Origin of the sequence: Enterobacter sp. PL1 (genome assembly GCF_945957325.1) — a bacterium.
GTDB lineage: Bacteria > Pseudomonadota > Gammaproteobacteria > Enterobacterales > Enterobacteriaceae > Enterobacter > Enterobacter roggenkampii.
The window spans coordinates 1-874 of the sequence record NZ_CAMFKT010000094.1 but is presented as its reverse complement, the minus strand read 5'-3'; the positions used below and the strand labels follow the sequence as shown (position 1 = coordinate 874).

The window sequence follows — 874 nt, the reverse complement described above, 5'->3', positions numbered from 1 at the left end:
GATAATATAGGTTTTCATATTCAGCCGGTGGCATCTGCTCGCTCGAACCATGCCGACGCTTACTGTTATAAAACATTTCGATATAATCAAAAATATCGCTTCTGGCTTCGTCTCTCGTTCCGTAGATCCTTTTCTTAATCCGTTCGCGTTTCAGTAGCTGGAAAAAGCTTTCCGCAACCGCGTTGTCGTGGCAGTTACCGCGACGACTCATGCTGCCTTCCAGACCGTGTGATTTCAGGAACGACTGCCACTCATGGCTCGTGTACTGACTACCCTGATCAGAGTGAACCAGTACCTGCTTTTGAGGATTACGCCTCCACACCGCCATAAGTAATGCGTTCAGGACAATCTCTTTTGTCATGCGGGGTTGCATTGACCAGCCGATAACTTTTCGGGAGAACAGGTCAACCACCACGGCCAGATACAGCCAGCCTTCGTGGGTTCGGATGTAGGTTATGTCCGTCACCCAACGCTCATCCGGTGAGTCCGGATTGAACTGCCGCTGGAGCCTGTTGGGTGTCACGATACTGGCTTCGCCTTTACGTGCTCGTGGGCTACGGTACCCAACCTGAGCTTTTATTCCGGCACGCTTCATCAGCCGCCAGACCCGGTTCACTCCGCACTGCTGTCCGGTATCACGCAGATCGAGATGGATCTTGCGATAACCATAGACGCAGCCAGACTCAAGCCAGAACTGTTTGATTTGCCCGGTCAGCATCTGATCTGTCTGGTGACGCTGCGAATGTGGCTGCTGAAGCCAGAAATAAAATCCACTCGGATGGACATCCAGAACCCGACAGAGCAAACGAACAGGCCAGCAACGGCTGTTGTCGCGGATAAAGGCGTACCTCAGTCGGACAGCTTTGCGAAGTAC

Annotated in this window: 1 protein-coding gene; it reads right to left on the bottom strand. The window is 52.3% G+C overall.

Annotated features, from left to right (window positions below; translation table 11 throughout):
* Positions 1 to 874 (bottom strand): IS3 family transposase (locus tag N6P30_RS24420; RefSeq protein ID WP_260630014.1); only part of this gene is annotated, 874 nt, incomplete at both ends.